General features: G+C 59.3%; 19 protein-coding genes and 3 pseudogenes. 7 read left to right on the top strand and 15 right to left on the bottom strand.

Features of this window, described 5'->3' with window-relative positions; translation table 11 throughout:
- Nucleotides 1-114 precede the first annotated feature (114 nt).
- A complete protein-coding gene (gene arfB, locus M1D68_RS19235) occupies nucleotides 115-528 on the top strand; it encodes an alternative ribosome rescue aminoacyl-tRNA hydrolase ArfB (RefSeq protein WP_420765184.1) in 414 nt (137 codons plus the stop codon).
- Here arfB and M1D68_RS19230 read toward each other — a convergent pair.
- From M1D68_RS19230 to M1D68_RS19220, 3 genes are all read right to left on the bottom strand, one after another.
- Nucleotides 525-1,724, bottom strand: coding sequence for an MFS transporter (locus tag M1D68_RS19230; RefSeq protein ID WP_434560261.1), 1,200 nt, complete (start codon nucleotides 1,722-1,724; stop codon nucleotides 525-527). The two genes, arfB and M1D68_RS19230, sit on opposite strands and share 4 nt — an antisense overlap.
- Before the next feature lie 82 nt (nucleotides 1,725-1,806).
- Nucleotides 1,807-2,055 carry a hypothetical protein gene (locus M1D68_RS19225; RefSeq protein WP_434560259.1) on the bottom strand — a complete coding sequence of 83 codons (249 nt, stop codon included), beginning with the start codon at nucleotides 2,053-2,055 and terminating at the stop codon, nucleotides 1,807-1,809.
- Between the two features lie 37 nt (nucleotides 2,056-2,092).
- Nucleotides 2,093-2,236, bottom strand: a complete 144-nt coding sequence (locus tag M1D68_RS19220; RefSeq protein WP_420765181.1) for a hypothetical protein — start codon at nucleotides 2,234-2,236, stop codon at nucleotides 2,093-2,095.
- 230 nt (nucleotides 2,237-2,466) lie between these two features.
- On the opposite strand from M1D68_RS19220, the pseudogene M1D68_RS19215 reads away from it, so the two are divergent.
- Both M1D68_RS19215 and M1D68_RS19210 read left to right on the top strand, forming a co-directional pair.
- Nucleotides 2,467-3,219 (top strand): annotated as a pseudogene (locus tag M1D68_RS19215) (methyl-accepting chemotaxis protein); the annotation flags it as partial.
- Nucleotides 3,220-3,384: 165 nt separating this feature from the next.
- Nucleotides 3,385-4,152, top strand: a complete 768-nt coding sequence (locus tag M1D68_RS19210; protein WP_420765413.1) for a methyl-accepting chemotaxis protein — start codon at nucleotides 3,385-3,387, stop codon at nucleotides 4,150-4,152.
- Between the two features lie 181 nt (nucleotides 4,153-4,333).
- Here M1D68_RS19210 and M1D68_RS19205 read toward each other — a convergent pair whose 3' ends face one another.
- From M1D68_RS19205 to M1D68_RS19185, 5 genes are all read right to left on the bottom strand, one after another.
- Entirely contained in the window at nucleotides 4,334-5,356 is a 1,023-nt protein-coding gene (locus tag M1D68_RS19205; RefSeq protein WP_457968044.1) for a transporter, read from the bottom strand.
- 179 nt (nucleotides 5,357-5,535) lie between these two features.
- Nucleotides 5,536-5,841: a PepSY domain-containing protein gene (locus M1D68_RS19200; RefSeq protein ID WP_420765179.1), complete on the bottom strand. Its 306-nt coding sequence runs from the start codon at nucleotides 5,839-5,841 to the stop codon at nucleotides 5,536-5,538.
- Nucleotides 5,842-5,960: 119 nt separating this feature from the next.
- Nucleotides 5,961-7,088 (bottom strand): glycerophosphodiester phosphodiesterase, encoded by a 1,128-nt coding sequence (locus M1D68_RS19195; protein WP_457968043.1) that lies wholly within the window; start codon nucleotides 7,086-7,088, stop codon nucleotides 5,961-5,963.
- Between the two features lie 1,002 nt (nucleotides 7,089-8,090).
- On the bottom strand, nucleotides 8,091-8,405 hold the full coding sequence (locus M1D68_RS19190) for an antibiotic biosynthesis monooxygenase family protein (RefSeq protein WP_457968042.1): 315 nt from the start codon (nucleotides 8,403-8,405) through the stop codon (nucleotides 8,091-8,093).
- A complete protein-coding gene (locus M1D68_RS19185; RefSeq protein ID WP_457968041.1) occupies nucleotides 8,402-9,112 on the bottom strand; it encodes a CTP synthase C-terminal region-related (seleno)protein in 711 nt (236 codons plus the stop codon). The genes M1D68_RS19190 and M1D68_RS19185 overlap by 4 nt, the downstream gene beginning before the upstream one ends.
- A gap of 14 nt (nucleotides 9,113-9,126) precedes the next feature.
- Here M1D68_RS19185 and M1D68_RS19180 point away from each other — a divergent pair, with 14 nt between their 5' ends.
- Nucleotides 9,127-10,074 carry a LysR family transcriptional regulator gene (locus tag M1D68_RS19180; protein ID WP_457968040.1) on the top strand — a complete coding sequence of 316 codons (948 nt, stop codon included), beginning with the start codon at nucleotides 9,127-9,129 and terminating at the stop codon, nucleotides 10,072-10,074.
- 3 nt (nucleotides 10,075-10,077) lie between these two features.
- Here the strand turns inward: M1D68_RS19180 and M1D68_RS19175 are convergent, their stop codons facing one another.
- A complete protein-coding gene (locus M1D68_RS19175; RefSeq protein WP_420767515.1) occupies nucleotides 10,078-10,686 on the bottom strand; it encodes a TetR/AcrR family transcriptional regulator in 609 nt (202 codons plus the stop codon).
- Nucleotides 10,687-10,870: 184 nt separating this feature from the next.
- On the opposite strand from M1D68_RS19175, the gene M1D68_RS19170 reads away from it, so the two are divergent.
- Nucleotides 10,871-11,929 (top strand): MBL fold metallo-hydrolase, encoded by a 1,059-nt coding sequence (locus M1D68_RS19170; protein WP_457968039.1) that lies wholly within the window; start codon nucleotides 10,871-10,873, stop codon nucleotides 11,927-11,929.
- 17 nt (nucleotides 11,930-11,946) lie between these two features.
- On the opposite strand, the gene M1D68_RS19165 is transcribed toward M1D68_RS19170, so the two are convergent.
- The 3 genes and pseudogenes from M1D68_RS19165 to M1D68_RS19155 all read right to left on the bottom strand — a co-directional run bounded on the left by M1D68_RS19165 (nucleotide 11,947) and on the right by M1D68_RS19155 (nucleotide 13,473).
- Nucleotides 11,947-12,264, bottom strand: coding sequence for a helix-turn-helix domain-containing protein (locus tag M1D68_RS19165; RefSeq protein ID WP_457968038.1), 318 nt, complete (start codon nucleotides 12,262-12,264; stop codon nucleotides 11,947-11,949).
- An 82-nt stretch (nucleotides 12,265-12,346) separates the two neighbouring features.
- Nucleotides 12,347-12,454 (bottom strand): annotated as a pseudogene (locus tag M1D68_RS19160) (AraC family transcriptional regulator); the annotation flags it as partial.
- A 35-nt stretch (nucleotides 12,455-12,489) separates the two neighbouring features.
- A complete protein-coding gene (locus M1D68_RS19155) occupies nucleotides 12,490-13,473 on the bottom strand; it encodes a hypothetical protein (protein WP_457968037.1) in 984 nt (327 codons plus the stop codon).
- Between the two features lie 311 nt (nucleotides 13,474-13,784).
- On the opposite strand from M1D68_RS19155, the gene M1D68_RS19150 reads away from it, so the two are divergent.
- Both M1D68_RS19150 and M1D68_RS19145 read left to right on the top strand, forming a co-directional pair.
- Nucleotides 13,785-14,210, top strand: coding sequence for a helix-turn-helix transcriptional regulator (locus M1D68_RS19150; RefSeq protein WP_457968036.1), 426 nt, complete (start codon nucleotides 13,785-13,787; stop codon nucleotides 14,208-14,210).
- A gap of 13 nt (nucleotides 14,211-14,223) precedes the next feature.
- Entirely contained in the window at nucleotides 14,224-14,400 is a 177-nt protein-coding gene (locus tag M1D68_RS19145) for a type II toxin-antitoxin system Phd/YefM family antitoxin (RefSeq protein ID WP_457968035.1), read from the top strand.
- 43 nt (nucleotides 14,401-14,443) lie between these two features.
- Here M1D68_RS19145 and M1D68_RS19140 read toward each other — a convergent pair whose 3' ends face one another.
- From M1D68_RS19140 to M1D68_RS19130, 3 genes and pseudogenes are all read right to left on the bottom strand, one after another.
- A complete protein-coding gene (locus M1D68_RS19140; RefSeq protein ID WP_445570790.1) occupies nucleotides 14,444-14,632 on the bottom strand; it encodes a DNA-binding protein in 189 nt (62 codons plus the stop codon).
- A gap of 165 nt (nucleotides 14,633-14,797) precedes the next feature.
- Nucleotides 14,798-15,243: pseudogene (locus M1D68_RS19135) on the bottom strand (BRO family protein); the annotation flags it as partial.
- Between the two features lie 63 nt (nucleotides 15,244-15,306).
- Nucleotides 15,307-16,554 (bottom strand): ribonucleotide-diphosphate reductase subunit beta, encoded by a 1,248-nt coding sequence (locus tag M1D68_RS19130; protein ID WP_024776511.1) that lies wholly within the window; start codon nucleotides 16,552-16,554, stop codon nucleotides 15,307-15,309.
- Nucleotides 16,555-16,559 lie beyond the last annotated feature (5 nt).

Genomic DNA, 16,559 nt, shown 5'->3' with positions numbered 1-16,559 from the left:
ACTGCTGAAAGAAGACAAACCCGGCCGAGTGCCGGGTTTGTTGTATCTGGCAGGGATCAGGTGTTGCCTTGGGAATTCGCGGTATCCTGTGGGCCCTGACACCGGACACTTTCCATGCTTGTCATCTCCAATACCGTGCACATCCCGGACGCCGAGATCGAGCTGACGGCCATTCGCGCCCAGGGCGCCGGTGGGCAGAACGTCAACAAGGTTTCCAGCGCCGTGCACCTGCGGTTCGATATTCCGGCCTCGTCGTTGCCCGAGTTCTACAAGGAACGGCTGCTGGCCCTGCGCGACAGTCGCATTACCAGCGACGGGGTGTTGATCATCAAGGCCCAGCAGTACCGCACGCAGGAACAGAACCGGGCGGACGCACTGGAGCGCCTTGTCGAACTGATCCTCAGCGCTACCAAGATCGAAAAGAAACGCCGTCCGACCAAACCGACCCTGGGCTCGAAAAAGCGTCGCCTCGAATCCAAGACCAAACGCGGCTCGATCAAGGCCGGACGCGGCAAGGTGGATTTCTAGTTCTTCTCCCGCTCTTCGCGGTAGCGAGGGGCCTGCCGGTACAGGTAGACGCTCAGGCCCAGCCCACCCAGGGCCGCCAGCGCAGCGAACAGGAAAATCGAGGCAAAGCCGAAACCGGCGGCGATTGCCCCGGCCAGTGGTCCGGTGATGCCCAGCGACAAATCGATGAACAGCGAATAAGCCCCCACCGCGGCTCCACGGCTCGAGGCCGGCACCAGATTGACCGCTTCCACGCCCAACGCCGGGAACACCAGGGAAAAGCCGAAACCGCTCAACGCCGCGCCTGCCAGGGCCCACTGCGCATCCGGCGCCAGCCACAACAGCAACAAGCCCAGGGTTTCCACCGACAGGCAGGCGATCGCGACCCTGAACCCGCCGAGGCGGTTGATCAAATTGCCGAACAGCAGGCGCGCACCAATGAAGCAGGCACCGAACAGGCTCAGGCACAGCACCGCGTTGTCCCAATGCTGCGTGGCGTAATACAGGGTAATGAAGGTGGCGATGGTGCCGAAACCGATGGAGCCCAGGGCCAGGCCGCAGCCGTGGGGCAATACTCGCCCCAGCACATGCATGAACGGAAGGCGTTCGCCGACGACGATGGGGGCCGCGGTTTTTGGCCAGGCCAACGCCAGCCCGAGCACGGCCAACAGGAGGATGCTGACGCCCATGCTCCAAAGCCCCAGGGATTTCACCAGCCAAACCCCCAACGGCGCGCCGATCGCCAGCGCGCCGTAGCTGGCGATGCCGTTCCACGAGATGACCTTGGCGGTATTCGCCGCGCCGACCCGGCCGATGCCCCAGCCAATCGAGCCCGAGCCCACCAGGCTTTCCGCGCTGCCCAGCACCAGGCGACCGATCAACAGGCTGGTCAGGCTCAGGACCGGCATGCCGGCGGTCCAGGCAGAAACCAGCATGAACACGCCGCTCAAACCACACCCGGCCAGGCCGAACATGACAGCGCGCTTGCTGCCGAGGTTGTCGATGATGCGTCCCGCATAAGGACGGCTGAGCAGAGTAGCCAAATACTGGACGCTGATCACCAGCCCGGCGATCACCGCGCCGAATCCCAGCTCACCGTGGACGAATCCGGGCAACACGGCCAACGGAATGCCGATGTTCAGATAGCCGATGAAGGTAAACAGGACAATGGAAACGACTTGCAGCGTGACCGCCATGGGGCGCTGGGAATCTGGCATGGGGGAAGGTCCACGGGGCAGCAGGATAGATAGGCTGCTTATGATAACGGCGACCGACAGGATGGAGCGTGGAAAAGTAAAACTATTTGCCGGACGGAGATTCAGGTGTGGTCTTGCCAGCGACCAGGTGCGTGGTGACAAGTGCCGCCAAGGCATTTTCCTGCGTGCCGAACCGCGCCAGCAGGGCGGCCTGTTTCTCGGGAGAGAGGCGGGTCCAGATCTCGACCATTTTTTCGGCGGTGCCGATCAACACGCTGGCCTGGGCCGGGCTGAAGGAGGAAGTTTCGTCGGTCATGGTGGGGCTCGGGTTCAGGCGGTGTGGAAAGCGCATCTTAGCGCTTTCCACACAGTCTGGTGGTGCGGGTGGATCAGTCTTCGCTGTCGGCCTGACGGCGTTCAGTGGCTTGCTGCGGCTCGGTTTGCTGGGAGGCGGGTTGCCCTCCGGCTTGTAGCGGGGTCGTCTGCTCAGGTTCGTGCAGGCTAGGGAAGGGGAGATTAGGAATCTCGTGCATATCGCGCTCCTCGCAAAGTCTGTTGGATAGATCTGGTAGATCCGCGCTTTTAAAAAGCCTGGGCAGGATACCCCAGTGGAAATGACAAAAAGACTTTTAAATTCAGATGGAGCGACCGATGGGCTTGTCTGGACAGGTCATGTCCAGCCAGCGAAAGCAAGCTTGCTACCGGTGGTCGGCGAGGCTCAAGAACAAGGCATTCAAGCCGATCTCGTCTAGGAATTCTGCACATGCAGTTGCGAGAGCAGACCCAGGACATGGACGTCCTTTTATTCGAAGAGATCGATTCCATGTTTGTACAAAAATCCCTGAGAGCCCAGATTCTGGCTCTCCTGAGCGGCAGCCTGCTGGCGATGCTGTTGATCGCCCTGGCGTCCTTTCACTTCCTTTCCGATGGCATCCACAATTATCGAAACCTCATCGATGGCCCTTTGCGCGCCTCGCAGTTGATCGACGAGGCCAACCTGCAATTCAAGGTGCAGGTCCAGGAGTGGAAAAACGTTCTGTTGCGCGGCAAGCAGCCGGCAGAGTTGGAAAAATACTGGAAGGAGTTCGACGATCGCCAGCGCGATGTCCAGAACCTTTTGGGTGAGTTGATCAAGCATGACGGTGTTCCGGCACCGATCAGGACACGCATCGAACGTCTGCAAAGCGAGCACGCACAACTGGGCGCCGCCTATCAAAAAGGCCGTGATGCGTTTGTCGCCTCTGGCGCAGACGCCGCGGCGGGGGATGCGGCGGTCAAGGGCTTCGACCGTGCCGCCAGTGACCAGATGAGCGAGTTGGTGGTGGAGCTGCATAAATTGGGCAATGAGCAATCGGCGCTGATCAGTGCCGGTGCTGATCGCACGATCCTGCTGGGCACCGTGATCATGCTGGTCTCGGCTTTGCTGGTCGGCATGCTGAGTCTCTGGCTGGTCAACCGCAACCTGGTGCAGCCAATCCGTAACCTCATCGAATACGTGACTCAACTGAGCCGTGGGCGTTTCGCCGAGCGTGTGTCGAGCACGCGTCAAGATGAACTGGGCGACCTGGCCCTCGCGGCAAATACGCTGCGTGACTTCCTCGCTGAAACCTTCAACCGCCTGCAACGCAGCGCCACGGAGCTGGACAGCGCCAGCGGCGAGCTCAACGCCATCGCCAGCCTGATGAGCCAGGGCACCAGCGAGCAATTCGAACGCACCGATCAAGTGGCGACCGCGATGAATGAAATGTCCGCTACCGCCCAGGAAGTCGCCCGCCATGCCGCCGACGCGGCGCGGGCGGCCGATGATGCCGATCACTCGGCACAGTTGGGCGAGAAGGTCATGCACGGCACCATCCACACCATCACCCAGATGCGCGGCGAGATTGCGAACACCGCCACGGTGATCCGTCGCCTGGAAACCGACAGCGGGCGCATCGGCAAGGTGCTGGAAGTGATTCGCGGGATCGCCGAACAGACCAACCTGCTGGCCCTCAACGCCGCCATCGAAGCGGCCCGGGCCGGTGAAGCCGGGCGCGGTTTTGCGGTGGTGGCCGATGAGGTGCGCAGCCTGGCCCAGCGTACGGCGGCGTCCATCATCGAGATCAACCAGATCATCCAGACGGTCCAAACCGGTGCGGTGGACGCGGCCCAGGCCATTGAAAGCGGGCAGTCGCGCAGCGAGGAAAGTGTCGAGCAAGTGACCCAGGCCGGCGAAATGCTCGAACGCATTACCCAGGCCGTCGAAGCGATTCGCGACATGAACCGCCAGATTGCCACGGCGGCCGAAGAGCAGACCTCCGTGGCTGAGGACATCTCGCGCAACCTGACTGAAATCACCTGTATCGCCAGCACCAACCTGGATAACGTCCAGCGTACCGAAGCGGCCAGTCGGGATTTGCAAGGGTTGTCGGGCCAACTGAACGAAGTGACGGCGCGGTTGAGTGCCTGATGGCATTGATCTGTTTTGAATAGGGCTTGGTAACACCCGTGGCGAGGGAGCTTGCTCCCGCTGGGCTGCGCAGCTGCCCCAAAGCCATTCAGCGCGGTGCGACAGCTTTTACGACTGCTGCGCAGCCGAGCGGGAGCAAGCTCCCTCGCCACAAATTAATACGGGGCGCAGAGGACCAGGTTCAATAATCGCGCCGCTTGCGAAACGCCCAGCGGCCGGCGAACAGTGTGAAGGTGACGACCAGCGCCACCAGGATCCAGAAACCCTCGGGGTCGCTCGCCAGCGGCACGCCACCGACATTCATGCCGAAGAAACCGGCGATGATGTTGATCGGCAGTGCCAGCACCGTGACCACCGTCAGGGTGAACAGTGTGCGGTTGCTTTGTTCGTTGAGGTTGGCGGCGATTTCTTCCTGCAACAGCTTGATCCGCTCGCCCAACGCGGTGAGGTCGTTGATGATCAGGGCGAACTCCTCGGTGGATTTGCGCAGCTCCTTGACGTCTTCTTTCTGCAACCATTGCGGCGGGCGATTGAGCAGCCGCAGCAACGACCCCGGTTCCAGCGCCAACAGGCGTTGCAGGCGCACCAGCACCCGGCGTTGGCTGCCCAGTTCGGCGCGGTTGGTCGAGACCCGCGAAGACAGCAACTGGTCCTCGATCTGGTCGACGCTGAGGCTGGTCTTGCGCACGATCTGGGTCAGTACCTCGCCCTGGTCGCGCAGCAAATGCACGAGCAATTCCAGTGGCGAGCGAAAGCTTTCCCCGGCCTTTACCGATGAGCGCAGCTTGTCGACCGAGTGCAAGGGCTGCAACCGTGCGCTGACGATCAGCCGACTGCTCACGCAAACCCATAACGTGGACACATCCGAAGACACCATGTTGCTGAGGTTGAATATGACGTCGTTCACCACCGCGAGCAAGGCCGAATCCACGTGCTCGATGCGGGTCGAGCGCGAGCCTTCGTGCAAGGCTTCGAAGAACTCTTGGGGCAAGGCCAGGTGATTTTTCATCCAGCGCTCGCACGCGGCGTGGGCAAGGTTCAAGTGCAACCAGAGGAATTCATCAGGATCCTGGGGTTGCTGCAGGCTTTGCAGGGCCTGGGCCGAACCGATCTCTCGCCCGCGCTCGCCGGGGCGGAAGCTGAATCCGTAGAGCAGGCCGAACAGATCCGGGTCGCGATGGCTTTGGTCGATGCTGTGGTTCATTGAGGCTCGCTGACGGGGAGTGCCCGTCGCGGCGACAGGTTCACTTGAGCGGCATCATTGCAGGGATTTTTGAAGGTTTTGTGACGGTTGGGCTGTGGCGTCCCGGCCTGGCACAGCTTTACATACGTACGTGAAAAAGCCGCGCAACTTGAAAGTTGGGCGGCTCTTTTCGCGGCTGATTAATTATCTTGCTTGTTGCTCAGAACTTTACCAGTGGTGGCGTCAAAGTCTACATCCCATTCTTGACCTTTGGCGTCGCGCAGTTCCACTTCATATTCGTAGCCGTTGAAGTGATTATCCAAATCGGTATCGGTGATGGTCGCGCCCGGGTGCAACTTCAGGGCTTCGGCATTCATCGATTCCAGGGATTTGATCTTGCCTTCCTTTACCAATTGAGGAATCTGGTCGACGCGAACATCAGCCTGGGCAAGGCCAGCGGTGAGGGTCAGGGCAGCAGCGGTGAACAGGGCAGTCAAAGTTTTCATGTTGTATTTCCTTGGTGTCGTCAAAGGGTGAGTCGTTTAAGTGGGTTCAGATTATCTCTGGCAACTTAATTCATCCTTAATTCGAAAAACTTTGTTAAATGCCCTGATCCAGCACTCGCTCAGTAACCGTTCTTCTTCAGTAGTTGCGCCACGGTTCCTGTTTCGGGACGCTTGAAGTACTTGAGCAACTCACTGGCCCGATTGGTGAAAATGCCATCCACGCCGGCATCCATCACTTTCTTGAAGTCCACCGGCTCATCCACGGTGTAGACATGTACCAGCAAACCCTGGTCGTGGGTGTACTGGTTCATCCACGGTTTCACCAGGTCCGCATAGCTCTGGCTGCCGCCATGGGTCAACGCCGCCGAAGGGCCGGTGCCGATGGCGCCGTGGGTCTTGGCGTACTGGACCCATTGCTCGAACTCGGCCTTGTCCTTGGGCTCTTGCTTGGCGTAGTACACGGCTTTGTCGGTTTCACCGGACTCGCCGAACGTCATTTTGGATTTAGGCTCGATGTTGCCTTCGCCCACCCACAGCAGCAGGATTTTCGGAACCTTCGGCATTTCCTTGTGCAGCAGTTCCAGGCTGCTTTTCTCGAAGGTCTGCAAGACCACTTTGCCTTTGCCCTGGCCCACGCCGAGGGCGCGCTTGGCCAGCTTGGAGCCGGATGGGCTCAGCCAGCCTCGGTCCTGCAATTTATCCTTCAGGTCGCGCTCGATGCCGGGAAACAGCTTGGGCTCCTTGGTCTCGATGTACAGCCCTGGCTTTTGCTGAGGGTTGCCCTCGGCGATGTTGATGACTTCGTCCAGCGTAAGGATTTTCAAGCCCACGAAGGAAGGCCGCGCACGGTCCGGGTAGGCCGCGTTGAACCAGCTGCCGGCGTCCAGCGTCTTGAGTTCGGCCATGGTGAAGGCGTTGGCGGTGCTGTCCTTGCGTTCTGGAAACTTGGTCGCGACATCGGTGGTGCGCAGCAGGCTGTCGTCGTGCAAGACGAACAGAACGCCGTCCTTGCTGCGTTGCAGGTCGAGCTCAAGGTAGTCGGCACCCAGGTCGCGGGCCAACTTGTAGGCGGCGGCGGTGGATTCCGGTGCGTCGAACGATGCGCCGCGATGGGCGATGACTGCTGGATGTGGAATGCCCTGACGGTTCGCCAGGGCTTTGGGTTGCGGCGCCTCGGCGGCATGTGTCGGACCGAGTCCGAGCAACAGGCTCAACATCAGGGCGCTACGAGTAAAGGTGAGGGGCATGCTCGAGATCCTTTCGCAGGTTTCTGTAAACCTCTCTTTTAACAACTGAACGCTGCGGACGCTATCGCCATACCGACATTGACCTGCGTAAAGCAGATTTTTCCCACGCCACTAGCTCACAATAGCGGTGGATCTGCCAGCATCATCGTGACCGGCACGCCGCCATCGCGAGCAGGCTCGCTCCCACAAGGAATTGGTGCTCAACAACGAAGGTGTGACCACCGGGGAATAGTGTGGGAGCGAGCTTGCTCGCGATAGCGGTGGACCAGCCAGCATCATCATGACCCGGCACGCCGCCATCGCGAGCAAGCTCGCTCCCACTAGGAATTGGTACTGACCAATGACTGCGTGCACCCCGGGGAATGGTGTGGGAGCGAGCCTGCTCGCGATAGCGATGGATCAGCCAGCATCATCGTGACCCGGCACACCGCCATCGCGAGCAGGCTCGCTCCCACTAGGAATTGGTACTGACCAATGACTGCGTGCACCCCGGGGAATAGTGTGGGAGCGAGCCTGCTCGCGATAGCGATGGATCAGCCAGCATCATCGTGACTGACACACCGCCATCGCGAGCAAGCTCGCTCCCACTAGGAATTGGTGCTCAACAACGAAGGTGTGACCACCGGGAATAGTGTGTGGGAGCGAGCCTGCTCGCGATAGCGGTGGATCAGCCAGCATCATCGTGACTGACACACCGCCATCGCGAGCAAGCTCGCTCCCACTAGGAATTGGTGCTCAACAACGAAGGTGTGACCACCGGGAATAGTGTGTGGGAGCGAGCTTGCTCGCGATAGCGGTGGACCAGCCAGCATCATCGTGACTGACACACCGCCATCGCGAGCAAGCTCGCTCCCACTAGGAATTGGTACTGACCAATGACTGCGTGCACCCCGGGGAATAGTGTGGGAGCGAGCCTGCTCGCGATAGCGGTGGATCAGCCAGCATCATCGTGACTGACACACCGCCATCGCAAGCTCGCCCCCACTGGTTTTGAGGCCGATATCAAGTCTGGCGTTGGAAGGCATAGTCCCGTTCGACTTTGCACACCCTCGTCTGGCAATGGGCATACCAGGTCGCGCGGCCTCGCTCACGGATCGCGCTGTGTTCGGGATGCTGCTTCCACGCCAGGATTGCAGCTTCATCGCGCCAATAGGACACGGTAATTCCCAGGCCGTCGTCGCCACGGGCTGATTCGATGCCGAGAAATCCGGGTTGCTCCTGGACAAGGTTCAACATGTGCTCGGCGGCTTCGGCGTAGCCTTGGTCTGCGACGGTACGCAGGGAAGTGAAAATCACGGCGTAATAATGGGCGCTCATGGCGTTTGCTCCGCGCAGGCTTCGACAAACGCGCTTACCAGCGGAGGCACGCGGCCTTCCAATGCTGCGCGTTCAGGCTGGAACAGCGTCGCGACAAAAAACGGATGGCCTTGAAGTTCAACCGCTCGCAGGCCGCCGTCCGAATCCCGGGCAACGGCGTGCAGCCGCTGATTCAACAAATCCTTTTCCAAATCCGGGTTGACGCCGAAACGGCAATGGTAGCCCTCCGATACCGTCCGGCGGCCGTAAGCCTTGGCAATCAACGACTCCGCATCGAGTTGAAGGCTGTCGAAGGTTTCCACCAGCGCACAGCTCAGCGGCGTCAACAGTGCCCGTTCAGCTTCGGGAGAAGTTTCGCCGTGGACGGCGTCGGCCCAGCCCATCACGTTGCGGGCGTAGTCCAGCACCGCATGTTGAAAACCGCCGCAGGTGCCGAGGAAAGGCCGATGCTGTTCGCGGGCAAAACGAATGGCCCGTAAGGCCCCTTCTTCATGTTGGTACGGGCTGCCGGGTACGCACCAGACACCGTCGAAATCCTCCAGCACGGCGGTGTTGGTGATGTGCGACGTTCCCAGCCATTGAAACCGGATTTCATGGCTGGTTTGCTTGCCCGCGAGCTCGAGTGCGAGGGGGATCGCCCGGTGAGCGGTGATTTGAGGGTCGTGATCGCCGATCAGGGCGATGTTTAAAGGACGTTGTTTATCCATGGGAGGCTCGCCGCTTGTTGATTCCTGGTGGCCACTATAGATTGGCGTTCACGCAATCAATATTGGCGTTTACCCAAGTGATCAATGCAGCGGCGCACTATCGTCTGGACTACCCCGATCTATCCCTGATCCTCGCGCTGGTCCGTGGCGGCTCGCTGTCCCGGGCCGCTCGCCTCCTGCAGGTGGACGTGTCCACGGTGTTTCGTTCGGTACGTCGGCTGGAGGCGGCCTTGGGCCTGCCCTTGTTTGAAAAAAGCCGCTCTGGATATTTGCCCACGAGCCTGGCCCAGGCGTTGGCCGAACAAGCCGAGCGCGCCGAGCAGGCGTTGGAGGCGGCGCGAGTGGGCGTGGAGCAGGGCGGTGAGGTGATCAGCGGGACGGTACGCCTGACCTGCAGCGACTCAGTCCTGCAAACGTTGTTGCTGCCGGCGCTGGCGCGTTTCATGCCCGCTTATCCGGCGTTGAGTCTTGAGTTGAGCACTTCGAACGACTTCGCCAACCTCAGCCGCCGCGATGCCGACATTGCGTTGCGACTGACCCGTACACCGCCGGAACACCTGGTCGGTCGCAACCTGGGCCATGTGGCTTACCGGGTATGCGCCGGCGCTACGTATCTTCGCGCGGCGAATGCAGATGACCTGGCCGCCATGACCTGGATCGCGCCGGATGATTTCCTCCCCGACCACCCCACGGTGGCCTGGCGGCGCCAGCATCTACCCGGCGTAGTGCCTGCCTATCGCTGCAACAGCATGCTGTCGGTCACCGAACTGGTGAGGGCAGGTCTGGGGATTGCGGCACTGCCTGACTTTCTGATCAATGAAGATAAAGGACTGATCCCACTTGGCGAACCGTTGAAGGGCTATGACACGGCTTTGTGGCTCCTGACCCGACCGGACTGCCGGGCCCTGCGCTCGGTGGTGACCTTGTTCGATGAATTGGGGCGCAATTTGCGGTGGGGCTGAGGTTCAGGCTTGGTACCGATTCAGGAACATGTCGAGGGCCGATTCGATCACGTGGGTTTGTTCCTCCTGGGTCAGGCTCGGTTGCCCCATCGACACCTGTGGCCAGAACGCAAACGTCTTGAGCAACCCGTGCATCTGTTGGGCGGCAAATGCCGGCTCCACGGGTTTCAAGCGGCCATCGGCCTGGGCTTGGCGAATCCAGGCAGCCAGGCCTTCCTCGCGCTGCCCCATGCGCGACACCATGTCCTGGGCTCGCTCCGGGGAATGAATGGTTGCGGCGATGGCGATGCGCGCCAGGTCGAGAAAATTCTCGTTCGCCAGCAATTGCAGTTTGGCTTGCAGCAACGTTTGAAGCTGCTCCCGTAGCGGCGTTTGCGGGCTGTAGGGCATGTCCTGTTCTGCGGTGATGCTGTTCCATAACCGATTCAGGATTTCGGCAAACAGTTCTTCCTTGCTTGGAAAGTGGTTGTACACCGTGCGCTTCGACACGCCTGCCGTCGCCGCGATCTTGTCCATGCTGGTGATTTCGAAACCGCTGTTGCGGAATTCAGCAATCGCGGCCTGGAGAATGGCTTCGCGTTTTCGCTCGGTAAGGCGCTGCGGTGCGGTCATGGGCAGTTCGTCGGCAAAGGAAAATTACACTCGGTAGTTTACTTGCTCTTTCGATTCATGCAATCTGGAAACTACACCGAGTGGTGTAGTTTTGAATAAGGCGGCTGAGCGTACATGCAACGGCCATTCAGCGTCCCGCAACGGCGAAGCGCATACGTGCGGACGCCCTTGGAGTTATCGCACCATGCCCCATCCCTCTTGTTCGACCAACCATCCTCCTGCCCATGAGTCCTCGCGGCAAGACCAGGGCAAATATCGCAACCATGCCTTCACGCCGCGTGAAGGATTTGGCACGACCCTGCGCATCATCTGGAACATGATTTTCCACAAGCCCCGCTCCACCCGTCCTGCGGGCGCCATCGATGTACAACCGTTGAGTCGAGCCGCGCTGCTGGCCGCGCCGAATCACAGCGCCTTCCGCCTCGGTCATTCCACGGTGCTGCTCAAGCTGCGGGACAAGTTCTGGCTGACCGACCCGGTGTTCTCCGAGCGTGCTTCACCCGTGCAATGGGCCGGCCCGAAGCGTTTTCATCAACCGCCCATCAGCCTGGAAGAATTGCCGCCGATCGAAGCGGTGATCCTGTCCCACGATCATTACGACCACCTCGACCATCAAGCCATTCTCAAGCTGGCGGCCAAGACCCGTCATTTCCTGGCGCCCCTGGGCGTGGGCGACACTCTGGTCAAATGGGGCGTCGAAGCCGGCAAGGTGCGCCAGTTGGACTGGTGGCAGGGCACCGAGGTGGACGGTATCGATTTCATCGCCACGCCTTCCCAACATTTTTCCGGTCGAGGCCTGTTCGACAGCAACAGCACCTTGTGGGCCTCATGGGTAATAATCGATGGCGACACGCGAATCTTCTTTAGCGGCGACACCGGTTACTTCGAAGGTTTCAAGCGCATCGGCGAGCAATACGGCCCTTTTGACCTGACGCTGATGGAAACCGGCGCCTATAACGTGGATTGGCCCCATGTCCATATGCAGCCGGAGCAGACCTTGCAGGCCCATATCGATCTCAAGGGTCGTTGGCTACTGCCAATCCACAACGGCACATTCGACCTGGCGATGCATGCCTGGTACGAGCCTTTCAATCGCATCCTGGCCCTGGCCGGGGAACGCAACGTTTGTATCACCACGCCGCAAATGGGCGAAGCCTTCACCCTGACGCAACCGCAACGTGGCCGTGCCTGGTGGCTGGATGTGGAACCCTCGGCGTACCAGGACCAAGCGGGTATCGCCTAGCACTTGCACAAACGGTGTTATTCGATCATCGCGTAATCAGGCCGCCCCATCGGGTCCGGCGTCGCACCCTTGATGTTCATGCCGCGCCCCGGTGCGAAGCCGGGGAAGAACACCAGGCCTTCGGCCTCCAGGCGAAAGGCCAGGGCCAAGCGGGTCACATCGAGCAACTCGCCACCAGCCTCGAAGCGGCTGATAGCCTGGACCGATACACCGGATTGCCGGGACAGCTCCTCGACACTCCAGCCCAGCATGGCTCGGGCCTGCGCACTGTGGGCGGGGGTGAATTGATAGACAGCGATGCGTTCCAGGGTGGTTTTGATTGCGAGAGAGGCCATGGGGTGCTCCAAAGCTATGGGATTCGAAAATACTGTGTTTTTGTACAGTTGTTTTGAGTCCCGATCAATCTCATTTTTTTGATCAATGACCGGCGGTCATCTCCAGCCAGGTGCTCGGAGCATGGCCGAGCGTCCGGCGAAACATGGTGGAAAACGCCGCTGGGCTGTCATAGCCCAGGTCCAGGGCAATGGGTTTACGCAGGCTCGTACGGGCCTTCAGCCGGATCAGTCTTCAGCCAACCCCGGCGCTTCCCGAATAATGAAGTGATCCAGGTTGTCGATATTGGCACTGAACACCCCGAACGTTTCTTCGGGGTTCTTCTTGCTCGGCACCTGCCTCAACTCGGGCGTGACGCCATAAAAGAAGCAATACAACGGCGCATCACTGTCGATGGCGTGCTTGATCTCTGCCAGGAACGCCTTGCGCTTGCGGTAGTTGTCGATCAGCTTCTTGCTCAGGTAAACGTTGACCGAGTAAGGCTTCTTCTTCGCCTCGTCCGGCTGCTTGAACCAGACCTTTGCTTCGAAGTCGATGCGAAAGCTCAGGGTGTAATCCTTTATCTCCTTGATCTTGCCCCAGTAAATCAAGCCCTTATTGTCCTGCAAATACTCGATCTTCTTGAAGAACGATCCGTAGGGCGCCGTGTGCTCGCCAATCTTCAACGGCATGCGCTTGAGCAGGTCCTTGTTATCGAAATTCGAAACGAAACATTCCACCGGGTGGGCGAAGACACTGGTTTTGTCCGGTGTTGAATCCTGCGCGGAATGATCGTTATCACCGTGGGAAGATACGGATGAGACCGTAGGCCGATTCGCTTCAACGTTGTCAGACGGGGCGGACGGCTTGCGCACGTACTGACGCCGAGTCAGTAACAACTCCGACGGAAAATGCTCCTCGCGGTCGTCATCTGCCTCAACGCTTTCCGCCTCCTGCCCTGGCATTTTCGGACTGACATAAGGGCAGCCTTCGATATGCCGGGTAGCGGGCTGGTTCTTGAAATGCGGCGTGCGGATGAAATTGACGTTCTTGGCGTTGAACGTCGTTAGTCGATTCCCCTCATCAAACGCCGCCCGACAGGCCTCGTTGGGGCACTGAAAGCGCTCCTTGGCCGAGTCGAATGCCATGGTCTCGTCGAAATTCAGATCCCGAACGTCATAGATCGAAAGCTTGGCATCGAGGCTGAGGCAATAGGCGGTATCGAATTTCATCGGGGCTCGGGTCCGTGAGAGGAAGTGTATTAATACCGAAGGACGTGGCGGGCTGCACCCAAAGTTTCAACCCACCAAAGAACTCCTGTGGGAGCGAGCCTGCTCGCGATTCCCAAACCCAACCCAACCATCAAGCCTGCCGCCCACCTGTGCCCTGACATCAACCCGTGGCGAGGGAGCATGCTCCCGCTGGGCTGCGAAGCGGCCCCTTTTCCGGTCCCAGATTGACGTAATCGGTATCATAATACCGGTTATGGCCTGACCTTCCGGATAACCGGCATTATATTGCCGAAACAACAAATAGAATTGCGATGAAAGAAAACACGGGTGAACGACGCAGGGCGATCATTGACGACATCGTCATGCAACATGTGACAGGGACCCAACCCCTGGGAACCTCTATTCGCCGGCTGAGACTTGAGGTTACTGGTCTCGACCAAGAGACCTTCGCAGTTATGTGCAAGATGTCGACAAAGGCTCTCTACCAGATCGAAAAGGACAAGGGTAATCCGAGCATCAGCACCCTCGACGCGATCCTGAGAAAGTTTGGACTGCGCTTGGGGGTGATGGCTGCTGTACCTCTTTACACGCCGCCACCCCGACCGCAAAAACCGGACCCCAAAGCGCCCGCTCGCGGCGCCAACCCTAAACGAAAGTCCAAAGAGCAGCCCGGTAGAGTTGCTACTCTCAGAGCCACTAAAAAGGTAAAGGGTGGCGAGAATGGCCCAGGCGAATGAGCGAAGACGGTGTATGAGCGAACAGGTTCAAGTAACCCTGCACGAAGCGAGGTCCCAGCTCTTACAGCTGGGTGCGCGTGCATGGCAGGGCGACAGAGTGGTGATCACCAAGGCCGGCAAGCCTTATCTGGATCTGCTGCCTCATGTCGATACACCGCAGGCGCGCAAGCCTGGGCGGTTAAAGGGGTAGATTCGGATGCCGGCGGATTTCGACCGCACCCCTGAGGACATCCTCAAGGGTTTTGAGTGCCGGCTCTGACTGTAGGTAAATCCTCTTGATCTGAGATTTCAGCAGATACCTCAGCCATGCACGCCTCGTCGAACTCTCGCATGGTGACCTCGTTGATAGCGCCGATTTTCAGCAGCGCTTCGGCCGAGCTGTGAATCGACTCGAAGGCCTCACTTCTTATCTTTTTCGTCATTACATATCCCCATCAATTCTTTTCTATCAACAGACGCTGAAGCTCTCAGAGCCTACACCCGTGGCGAGGGAGCTTGCTCCCGCTGGGCTGCGCAGCAGCCCCAATTCAATATTCCCAACAAAAAAACCGCCGCCCGAACACGGACGTCAGCTAATGATTGAATACTCAAAACCCTCGCAAAATCCGAGAAGCTTTCCGCCACCAGGATTCATGCTGACTAAACGGATCATCCACCAGCACCGCCGGCATATCCCGCAAGCGAATCCATGGCTCATCCTGCCAGTGCAGCATGCAGAGCGACATCCTCGGCCAATCCAACACGCTCAATTTAGGCCGTTCCACCTTATGGGAGTAGCGTTCATCCCGCAGGGTAGGCACCACCTGATGCGTGATCCACTCACGCAGCAATCGATACTCAGGGCACTAGTGATAAACCAGTAACGCTAGACGCCCGACTCGCTCAGCATCAGATGCTCTTCGGTCAAGCCGTGGACATGCACGAGCATGATCCGGCGCTGGACAGGATCAAGCTTTCGGGTCATGCGCTCATCGAGGTGCTTGCTCATCAAGCGCCCCAAATCGGAGGCGCTGAACCAAGCCTGGTTTTGAATGTAAAAAACCCCGCTTTCACGGGGTTTTCAGTGACGCATGCAGCCTAGGATTTTCCTTTCGAATCAATCCCAGCTCAAAGCCCCACCCGTTTGATACTCAATCACGCGCGTCTCAAAGAAGTTCTTCTCTTTCTTCAAGTCCATGATCTCGCTCATCCAAGGGAACGGGTTGGTCGTTCCTGGATACTCTTCCTTCAAGCCAATCTGCGACAGACGACGGTTAGCGATGAACTTGAGGTAGTCCTCCATCATCGCCGCGTTCATGCCCAGCACGCCGCGAGGCATGGTGTCGCGGGCGTATTCGATTTCCAGTTGGGTCCCTTGCAGGATCATCTGGGTCGCTTCTTCCTTCATCTCGGCGTCCCACAGGTGTGGGTTTTCGATTTTGATCTGGTTGATCACGTCGATGCCGAAGTTCAGGTGCATGGATTCGTCGCGCAGGATGTACTGGAACTGCTCGGCGACGCCGGTCATTTTGTTGCGGCGGCCCATGGACAGGATCTGGGTGAAGCCGCAATAGAAGAAGATGCCTTCCAGAACGCAGTAGTAGGCGATCAGGTTGCGCAGCAGCTCTTTGTCGGTTTCCGGGGTGCCGGTTTCGAACTTCGGATCGGAGATCGAACGGGTGTATTTCAGGCCCCAGGCGGCTTTCTTCGCGACCGATGGGATCTCGTGGTACATGTTGAAGATTTCGCCTTCATCCATGGCCAGCGATTCGATGCAGTACTGGTAGGCGTGGGTGTGGATCGCCTCTTCAAACGCCTGGCGCAGGATGTACTGGCGGCATTCCGGGTTGGTGATCAGGCGGTACACGGCCAGGACCAGGTTGTTGGCAACCAGGGAGTCGGCGGTGGAGAAGAAGCCCAGGTTGCGCATTACGATGCGGCGTTCGTCGTCGGTCAGGCCTTCCGGGTTTTTCCAGAGGGCGATGTCGGCGGTCATGTTGACTTCTTGCGGCATCCAGTGGTTTGCGCAGCCGTCCAGGTACTTCTGCCAGGCCCAGTCGTATTTGAATGGCACGAGCTGGTTGAGGTCGGCGCGGCAGTTGATCATGCGCTTTTCATCGACGGCGACACGGGCGGAGGCGCCTTCGAGTTCGGCGAGGCCTTCGGCGACGTCGAGTTTGTCGAGGGCCGCCTTGGCGCGAATGATCGCGGCCGAGTCGCTGGCCGTCACGGCGCGGGCTTCGAGGGCGGCGGCACCGCCGGCGCTGTCGAGGCGGTCCATGTTGGCTTCAGAAGCGTGGCCGGCGTTGGCGCCTTTTACGGCAACTTCGCCGTCTTCTTTGTCGAATTCGTCCCAGCTCAGCATGACGT

It is taken from the genome of Pseudomonas sp. R4-84 (assembly GCF_054130985.1).
This window is presented reverse-complemented; position numbering and strand designations above follow the sequence as displayed.

Bases quoted from the DNA above. Each gene is read 5' to 3' on its own strand.
- M1D68_RS19225 (WP_434560259.1), bottom strand. From the start codon at position 2,055: ATGCGCTTTCCACACCGCCTGAACCCGAGCCCCACCATGACCGACGAA.
- M1D68_RS19175 (WP_420767515.1), bottom strand. From the start codon at position 10,686: ATGACCGCACCGCAGCGCCTTACCGAGCGAAAACGCGAAGCCATTCTC.
- M1D68_RS19140 (WP_445570790.1), bottom strand. From the start codon at position 14,632: ATGACGAAAAAGATAAGAAGTGAGGCCTTCGAGTCGATTCACAGCTCG.
- M1D68_RS19165 (WP_457968038.1), bottom strand. From the start codon at position 12,264: ATGGCCTCTCTCGCAATCAAAACCACCCTGGAACGCATCGCTGTCTAT.
- M1D68_RS19195 (WP_457968043.1), bottom strand. From the start codon at position 7,088: ATGCCCCTCACCTTTACTCGTAGCGCCCTGATGTTGAGCCTGTTGCTC.
- M1D68_RS19230 (WP_434560261.1), bottom strand. From the start codon at position 1,724: ATGCCAGATTCCCAGCGCCCCATGGCGGTCACGCTGCAAGTCGTTTCC.
- M1D68_RS19205 (WP_457968044.1), bottom strand. From the start codon at position 5,356: ATGAACCACAGCATCGACCAAAGCCATCGCGACCCGGATCTGTTCGGC.
- arfB (WP_420765184.1), top strand. From the start codon at position 115: ATGCTTGTCATCTCCAATACCGTGCACATCCCGGACGCCGAGATCGAG.
- M1D68_RS19220 (WP_420765181.1), bottom strand. From the start codon at position 2,236: ATGCACGAGATTCCTAATCTCCCCTTCCCTAGCCTGCACGAACCTGAG.
- M1D68_RS19185 (WP_457968041.1), bottom strand. From the start codon at position 9,112: ATGGATAAACAACGTCCTTTAAACATCGCCCTGATCGGCGATCACGAC.
- M1D68_RS19145 (WP_457968035.1), top strand. From the start codon at position 14,224: ATGAGCGAACAGGTTCAAGTAACCCTGCACGAAGCGAGGTCCCAGCTC.
- M1D68_RS19190 (WP_457968042.1), bottom strand. From the start codon at position 8,405: ATGAGCGCCCATTATTACGCCGTGATTTTCACTTCCCTGCGTACCGTC.
- M1D68_RS19130 (WP_024776511.1), bottom strand. From the start codon at position 16,554: ATGCTGAGCTGGGACGAATTCGACAAAGAAGACGGCGAAGTTGCCGTA.
- M1D68_RS19170 (WP_457968039.1), top strand. From the start codon at position 10,871: ATGCCCCATCCCTCTTGTTCGACCAACCATCCTCCTGCCCATGAGTCC.
- M1D68_RS19155 (WP_457968037.1), bottom strand. From the start codon at position 13,473: ATGAAATTCGATACCGCCTATTGCCTCAGCCTCGATGCCAAGCTTTCG.
- M1D68_RS19210 (WP_420765413.1), top strand. From the start codon at position 3,385: ATGAGCCAGGGCACCAGCGAGCAATTCGAACGCACCGATCAAGTGGCG.
- M1D68_RS19150 (WP_457968036.1), top strand. From the start codon at position 13,785: ATGAAAGAAAACACGGGTGAACGACGCAGGGCGATCATTGACGACATC.
- M1D68_RS19200 (WP_420765179.1), bottom strand. From the start codon at position 5,841: ATGAAAACTTTGACTGCCCTGTTCACCGCTGCTGCCCTGACCCTCACC.